A 7146-nucleotide genomic window follows, 5' to 3' on the forward strand; every position below is an offset into this window, starting at 1 on the left:
GGTTTATACCAATACATTACCGGTCATTTCTGCGGGGATGGGCACGCCTATCATGCTTAAAATGGTTGGCGCAATATCGCCCAGCTTGCCATCTTTCACGGCTTTTACATCGCTGTCGATAACGATACAAGGCACCAGATTGGTAGTGTGCGCAGTATTTGGCGAACCATCGTCGTTGATCATGTAATCGGCGTTGCCATGGTCGGCAATGATGATGAACGAGTAGCCGTGTGCTAAGCCGGTTTCTACCACAGCTTTGGTACAGGCATCGGCCGTTTCGGCAGCTTTAACCACCGCGCTAAAAACGCCGGTATGGCCCACCATATCGGTATTGGCAAAGTTAAGGCAAACAAAATCGGGCCATTCGGCTATCAGCTCGGGAATGATGGCATCGCGGATACCTTCGGCACTCATTTCAGGCTGAAGATCGTACGTGGCAACCTTTGGCGATGGCACTAAAAGGCGTTTCTCATTGATGAATTCTTTTTCGCGGCCGCCCGAGAAAAAGAAGGTTACGTGCGGGTATTTCTCCGTCTCTGCAATACGGATCTGGTTTTTGTTAGCGCTTTCTAAAACCTCGCCAAGCGTTTTGCTGAGGTCATCCTTGCGAAAAACAACTTTTACGTTTTTAAAGGTCTCATCGTAAGAGGTCATGGTGACGTACTGGATATCCAGCGGTTTCATGTCATACTCCGGGAATTCGCGCTGAGTAAGTGCCTGCGAAATTTCGCGGCCCCTGTCTGTACGAAAATTAAAGCAGATCACCACATCGCCGTCTTTAATAACGGCAACAGGTTGCCCGTCTTCATCTGTTTTTACTATCGGCTTAATAAATTCGTCGGTAACGCCCTGCTCGTACGATTGCTTAATGCAGGCCAAAATATCGTCGGTCTTTTCGCCTTCACCTTTCACCATCACATCGTAAGCCAGTTTTACGCGTTCCCAGCGATTATCGCGGTCCATGGCGTAATAGCGGCCAATGGCAGATGCCAGCCTAACAGGGCTATCGGCAATATGGTGCTCCAGGTCGGTTATAAATTTTAACCCCGAATTTGGGTCGGTATCGCGGCCGTCTAAAAAGGCATGTATAAATACTTTCTCCAGCCCAACTGCTTTGGTAGCATCGCAAAGGCCCTTAAGGTGGTTAATGTGGGCATGTACGCCGCCATCGCTCACCAGACCAATCAGGTGCAGGTCTTTATCGTTGTCGCGGGCGTAGTTAAACGCCTCCAGCATAGTTTCATTCTGTACAAATTCGTTATCAATAACGGCTTTGTTAATGCGGCCCAGTTCCTGGTAAACCACCCGGCCGGCGCCCAGGTTCATGTGCCCCACTTCCGAGTTGCCCATTTGTCCTTCGGGAAGGCCCACCGCAAGCCCGGAGGCTTCCAGTTTGGAATTTGGATAACTGGCTATCATCGAATCGAAAAATGGCGTGTTGGCGGCCAGTATAGCGTTCGATTCGTCCTGACGGCCGTAACCCCAGCCGTCGAGTATTATTAATGCAACTTTTTTTCTGTTTTCCACAATGCAAATATAAAAGCAACGTTTAAACATTATAATTTAAAAACTGGTTTATTTTTTTGTGCAACCTTTTTTTAGTTTATTGGTCATATATTATGATGAAACTAAAATATTTGCCCATTTTGGTACTCCTTTACCTGGTACCCACTGTTTGTTTAGCCGGCCCCATCGAAAAAATAGCCGAGCTGATAAAGCAGGGGAACGCGCACGAATTAGCCAAATATTTTGCAGCCAGTATTGATATCACCGTTTTAGATAACACCAACGTTTACTCCAAAACGCAGGCGGAGCTGATCCTCGAAAAATTCTTTAAAGAAAACAAACCCCAAACCATTACGGTACTGCACCGCGTAAACTCCAGCGCCACTTATAATTACAGTGTGCTTTTGCTTGCTACCGATAAAGGGAAGTATCGCGTTAGCTATACCATGAAAGAGGTTGAAAAGGAAATGGTGGTGATAGAACTTCGCATCGAAACTGAAAAAACCTAATTACTCATCAATTGTTCTTACTTTTGAAACTCAAAATTTAAAGGTTTGGACAAACAACTTATACACCAATTTATAGTAAATGCTTTAAGTGAGGATGTTGGCGATGGAGACCATACATCCTTAGCTACTATTGAAGCCGGCACACAGGGAAAAGCAAAACTTTTAGTAAAAGATACCGGGATACTGGCGGGCGTAGAACTTGCCAAAGAGATATTTGAAGTGGTTGACCCAAACCTGCAGCTGGAAGTATTTTTAAACGATGGTGCCGAGGTAAAACCCAAAGATATCGCCTTCATCGTATCCGGCGATGCCCAAAATATCCTGAAAGCCGAACGCCTGGTGCTTAACTGCATGCAGCGCATGAGCGGCATAGCCACCAAAACCAACGAAATTGTAGATTTGCTGCAAGGCACCAATACCAAAGTATTAGATACCCGCAAAACCACCCCAGGGCTGCGCTACCTGGAGAAATGGGCCGTGCGCATTGGCGGCGGCGTAAACCACCGCATAGGGTTGTATGATATGATCCTGATCAAGGATAACCATGTAGACTATTCGGGCGGTATAAGGCAGGCGATAGAGAATGCTAACCATTATTTAGAGCAAACCGGCAAAAAACTGGCTATAGAAATTGAGGTGCGAAACCTGGATGAATTGGAGCAGGTATTGCAAACGGGCAAGGTAAATCGTATTTTGCTGGATAATTTTGATTTTGACAGTTTGCGACAGGCTGTTAGCATGATAGAGGGCAGGTATATTACCGAAGCTTCGGGCGGGATAACTATCGATAACATACGCGATTATGCCGATTGCGGCGTAGATTACGTATCTGTTGGGGCCCTTACACACTCGGTGAAAAGTTTAGACCTGAGTTTAAAAGCTGTTAAATTATAAATGAATATATTGCGGTATATAACATCAATTTAATATTATTGCAGGCAGATGCTATCAATCTACTCCATTTTAGCGCTTATTCTTGCTTATTGTTTCGGATCTATCCCTACAGCCGTGTGGATAGGGCAGGCCTTTTACAACATTGATGTTAGGGAATATGGCAGCGGAAACGCAGGCGCAACCAACACGTTCAGGGTTTTAGGCAAAAAAGCGGGCATCCCGGTGATGTTGCTGGATATCCTTAAGGGATGGACGGCTACCAACCTTGCCTATATCATAGGCGTATCTACCACAGGCGCTTATCATTCTGTAGCTTTTACCAACTATTCGCTTGCATTGGGTATAGCCGCCGTTATGGGCCACCTGTTCCCCATTTTTGCGGGCTTTAGGGGTGGTAAAGGTGTTGCCACACTTTTTGGAATGATATTGGCTATTAACCTACAGGCATCTTTACTTTGCGTGCTGGTATTTTTAGTTGTGTTGCTGCTAACGCAATATGTATCATTAGCATCAATTTCGGCAGGTTTTATATATCCCATCGGTGTAACATTCATATTCCCGGTGACTATTAAATCGGTCGTTATTTATGGGATGTGTATATTTTTGCTGATTTTGGTAACCCATCAAAAAAATATCGAACGCTTACTAAGAGGTAAAGAGTCGAAAGTTAATTTATTCAAGAAAAAATCAACCGCCTAAGTTACCATGAAGACACTAAGACCTTTACTATTTGCCGCTATTGCTGCAGTTACTTTGTATGCATGTTCCACAGTGCCGCTTACCGGCCGCTCTCAATTATCATTGGTTAGCGATGACCAGATAAACCCTGCGGCAGCAGCCAGCTACAAAGAATTATTATCAAGCCCATCTACAAAAGTTGTTACCAGCGGCACCGATGCCCAGCGTGTTAAACGCATTGGCGGCCAGTTAGCTGTCGCTATTGAGAAATATTTAAATGCCAATGGCTATGCCAACCAGTACAGCTTTGCGTGGGAGTTTAACCTGATACAAAGCCCCGAAATTAATGCGTGGTGTATGCCTGGCGGTAAAGTTGCTGTTTATAGCGGCTTATTACCGGTAGCACAATCAGATGCGGGTTTAGCCGTTGTTATGGGCCACGAAATTGGCCACGCCATTGCGCGCCACTCTGCAGAGCGGATGTCTCAGCAACTGGCATTGCAAGCTGGTGGTACAGCCGTTGGTGCCGCAACAGGCAGTAAATCTGCCGCTACCCAGGCAATTGTAGGCCAGCTTTACGGTGTAGGCGGGCAATTGGCACTATTAAAATATTCCCGTGCACAGGAAACTGAAGCAGACCGTTTAGGTTTAACCTTTATGGCTATGGCTGGTTACGATCCACGCCAGGCAGTTGCTTTTTGGCAGCGCATGGCGGCACAAAACAAAGGCGGCAGCCCGCCCGAGTTTTTAAGTACTCACCCTTCGGATGCTACCCGTATTGCCAACCTGCAGAGTTTAGTACCTGAGGCATTGAAATATTACAAAGGGAAATAATCCTTTTCATTAAAAAATTACGTAAAGGTCATAAAGGAGCACAACTTCTTTGTGACCTTTGTGCTTTTAACCGGTACCTGTTTAATTCATCGTTGAAATCCTTTATTTGCTGCTTTAATGGCTACATCAAAATCCCGCTTTCTTACCGCTCAATGGAAAAACCTGGTAATGCTGAACTACGAGGTAGACCCGGAGATCTTAAAACCATACCTGCCGGCCGCTACCGAAATTGACCTTTGGGAAGGTAAAGCATTGGTAAGCATGGTTGGCTTTTTGTTTAAAGAAACAAGTGTGCTGGGCGTTAAATGGCCCTTTCATGTGAATTTTGAGGAAGTGAACCTGCGTTTTTACGTGCGGCATTATGATGGTAAGGAATGGAAACGGGGAGCCGTGTTTGTGAGCGAAATAGTGCCGAAACTGCTAATTACAGTAATTGCCAATACGCTTTACAAAGAGCATTACAGCTGTTTCCCCATGCGGCATTCCATTACTAAGGAGGGGGCCAGCCATACCCAATTTCTGTACGAATGGAAAGTAAAAGGCCGTTGGAACAAGCTTGGCGCGACAGTTCGCAACGCCCTTGTTAAAATAGAGCCCGGCAGCGCCGAAGAGTTTATTTTTGAGCATTACTGGGGCTATAACCGCCTAACAGATACCAAAACCATGCAGTACCAGGTAGAGCACATCTCCTGGCAAATTGCCGAAGTGAAAGACTCTGTGTTTGATGCCGATATAGCCGCTTTGTATGGCGAGGCTTTTGTGCCCTATCTTTCGGTAAAACCATTTTCGGCCTTTTGGGCAAATGGTTCGGATATAGCGGTTAGGATGGGGGATAAGCTGGTGGTTGATCCAGTACTTCCAAAATAGCTTTTGCTTTCAGCAGGCATTCTTCGTATTCCCGTTCCGGGTCGGCGTGATAGGTGATGGCGCCGCCTGCGTGGAAGGATAAGTATTTTTCTTCGGAATTGTATAGCAGCGTGCGGATCACCACGTTAAAATCAAAATCATCATCGGGACTGAAATAACCGATGGCGCCCGAATATACGCCGCGTTTACTGCGTTCGTACTGCTCCATCAACTGCATGGCGCTTATTTTTGGGGCACCTGTCATGCTGCCCATGGGGAAGGTGTTTTTAACGGCCTCTACAGCGCTTACATCGTCGCGCAGCTCACACACTACTGTCGATACCATTTGATGTACCTGCGTAAAGCTTTGTATGCCAAACAGCTCCTCCGTTTTTACCGTACCGGGTTTGGCAGAATGGGTAAGATCGTTGCGCACCAGGTCTACTATCATTACATTTTCCTGCAGCTCTTTTGGGGTGCTGCGAAGCTCCTGCTTAATGTTTTGATCTATAGCCACGTCCTCATCCCGCCTTGCGGTACCTTTTATGGGTTGAGAGATGAGTTTGCTGCCACGCTTGGCCAAGAACCTTTCGGGTGAGGCACAGATGATGTAATTTCCTTTCCATTTAAAAAAGCTGGAGAAGGGCGTAGGCGATAGGTTGTTTAGTTTATTGAAGATGTAAAGTGGTTCGATATCTGCATTCTCCGCGTAAAACTCCTGGCAAAAATTGGTTACATAAATATCACCGCGAACGATGTGCGCTTTGATCTTCTCAACGACCGCTATGTATTCTGCTTTGCTGAAACGGGATTGAATATTTATTGATGGGATGTTATCTTGCAGCGAGGGTTCGAAACTCTCCAGCTGTTTAAAAATTCCGGTTTCGTCTTCAGCAATTATCTCCACCGTGTTCTTATTGATGGTGATAACAATTTGTGGAGCGAAGAAATAGAGGTCGGGAAAATGGAGCCCGTCCGCATTATCCGACGATAAATTTTCCACCTCGTTCTTTAGATCGTATCCCAGGAAACCGGCGATAAAACCCGGATTTTGCCTGCGAAAATTTGCGAGTTTTTCGAAATTAGTACCACTTTTTGGGTTAATTTCCTCCTTCGTTCCAACCGAGATCAGCGTATCAAATTTACCGTAAGGGTCGGTGTAGTTGTTGCTGTCGAGGTAGCACACCGTATCAAATGTAGCAGCCCATGCGAGTGCTTTTTGTTTGAATAGCTGTACATCGGTTAGCTCAAATATCACAGCACAAAGATAAATAACGGAAAAAGAAAAAGGCCCGTTTATAGGAGCCTTTAAAATTTATTAAATATTTCCGGTGTCTTCACTGGAAATCGGGGACGGAACCTCTTCTTTTTCTTTCATCCAACTGTCAAATCCTGTTTTTTGGTTATGTAGTTTCACAGCCAGGAAAATAGCGGGTAAAATACCCAGTGATAAGTTAACAACAAGATATAGCACAAATAAAATAAGTATACCGTAAACGTAGTAGCCGAGGCTTTTTAGATCTTCTTCGTATAATTCGTAACCGGAAAGTTTTGTGGCTAACCAACTGGAATATACCAACAATGACCAGGAAAGAATACTTATGTAAGAGCGAAAGGCCGGTTCTATAACAGCAATTAAAATAGCGAATAGCACACCAAGCGAACAGCATACTAAAGCGATGTAGGAAACGGTTTTGAGGGTGGATGGTTTAAACATCAGTATAAGTTTAGGGTTTGAATTATAAATATAGCAACATTTAAGTGAGTCGTCCTGAAATAGGTTGACAGATTTTAATGAACTAAATATAATGCTTGTCAGGTAAAACTGGCAAGCATTTTTTGTTGATGAACTGTTTGTGGTGTTTGATAATTTAAGGCC

General features: G+C 44.9%; 8 protein-coding genes. 5 read left to right on the plus strand and 3 right to left on the minus strand.

The window, feature by feature from the left end; all coding sequences use genetic code 11:
• Positions 1-3: 3 nt before the first annotated feature.
• Positions 4-1557 carry a 2,3-bisphosphoglycerate-independent phosphoglycerate mutase gene (gene gpmI / locus IDJ77_RS15630; protein ID WP_191189901.1) on the minus strand — a complete coding sequence of 518 codons (1554 nt, stop codon included), beginning with the start codon at positions 1555-1557 and terminating at the stop codon, positions 4-6.
• A gap of 62 nt (positions 1558-1619) precedes the next feature.
• Here gpmI and IDJ77_RS15635 point away from each other — a divergent pair, with 62 nt between their 5' ends.
• The 5 genes from IDJ77_RS15635 to IDJ77_RS15655 all read left to right on the plus strand — a co-directional run bounded on the left by IDJ77_RS15635 (position 1620) and on the right by IDJ77_RS15655 (position 5288).
• On the plus strand, positions 1620-2015 hold the full coding sequence (locus IDJ77_RS15635) for a DUF4783 domain-containing protein (protein WP_191189902.1): 396 nt from the start codon (positions 1620-1622) through the stop codon (positions 2013-2015).
• 45 nt (positions 2016-2060) lie between these two features.
• Positions 2061-2909 carry a carboxylating nicotinate-nucleotide diphosphorylase gene (gene nadC, locus IDJ77_RS15640; RefSeq protein WP_191189903.1) on the plus strand — a complete coding sequence of 283 codons (849 nt, stop codon included), beginning with the start codon at positions 2061-2063 and terminating at the stop codon, positions 2907-2909.
• Between the two features lie 48 nt (positions 2910-2957).
• A complete protein-coding gene (gene plsY / locus IDJ77_RS15645) occupies positions 2958-3608 on the plus strand; it encodes a glycerol-3-phosphate 1-O-acyltransferase PlsY (protein WP_191189904.1) in 651 nt (216 codons plus the stop codon).
• A gap of 6 nt (positions 3609-3614) precedes the next feature.
• Positions 3615-4421 carry a M48 family metallopeptidase gene (locus IDJ77_RS15650; protein ID WP_191189905.1) on the plus strand — a complete coding sequence of 269 codons (807 nt, stop codon included), beginning with the start codon at positions 3615-3617 and terminating at the stop codon, positions 4419-4421.
• Between the two features lie 117 nt (positions 4422-4538).
• Positions 4539-5288, plus strand: a complete 750-nt coding sequence (locus tag IDJ77_RS15655) for a YqjF family protein (RefSeq protein WP_191189906.1) — start codon at positions 4539-4541, stop codon at positions 5286-5288.
• Here the strand turns inward: IDJ77_RS15655 and IDJ77_RS15660 are convergent.
• Entirely contained in the window at positions 5242-6525 is a 1284-nt protein-coding gene (locus tag IDJ77_RS15660; RefSeq protein ID WP_317174347.1) for an anthranilate synthase component I family protein, read from the minus strand. The genes IDJ77_RS15655 and IDJ77_RS15660 overlap by 47 nt on opposite strands.
• A gap of 60 nt (positions 6526-6585) precedes the next feature.
• Positions 6586-6984 (minus strand): hypothetical protein, encoded by a 399-nt coding sequence (locus IDJ77_RS15665; RefSeq protein WP_191189907.1) that lies wholly within the window; start codon positions 6982-6984, stop codon positions 6586-6588.
• Between the last annotated feature and the right edge of the window lie 162 nt (positions 6985-7146).

This window comes from Mucilaginibacter pankratovii (assembly GCF_014773265.1).
GTDB classification, from domain to species: Bacteria; Bacteroidota; Bacteroidia; order Sphingobacteriales; family Sphingobacteriaceae; genus Mucilaginibacter; species Mucilaginibacter pankratovii.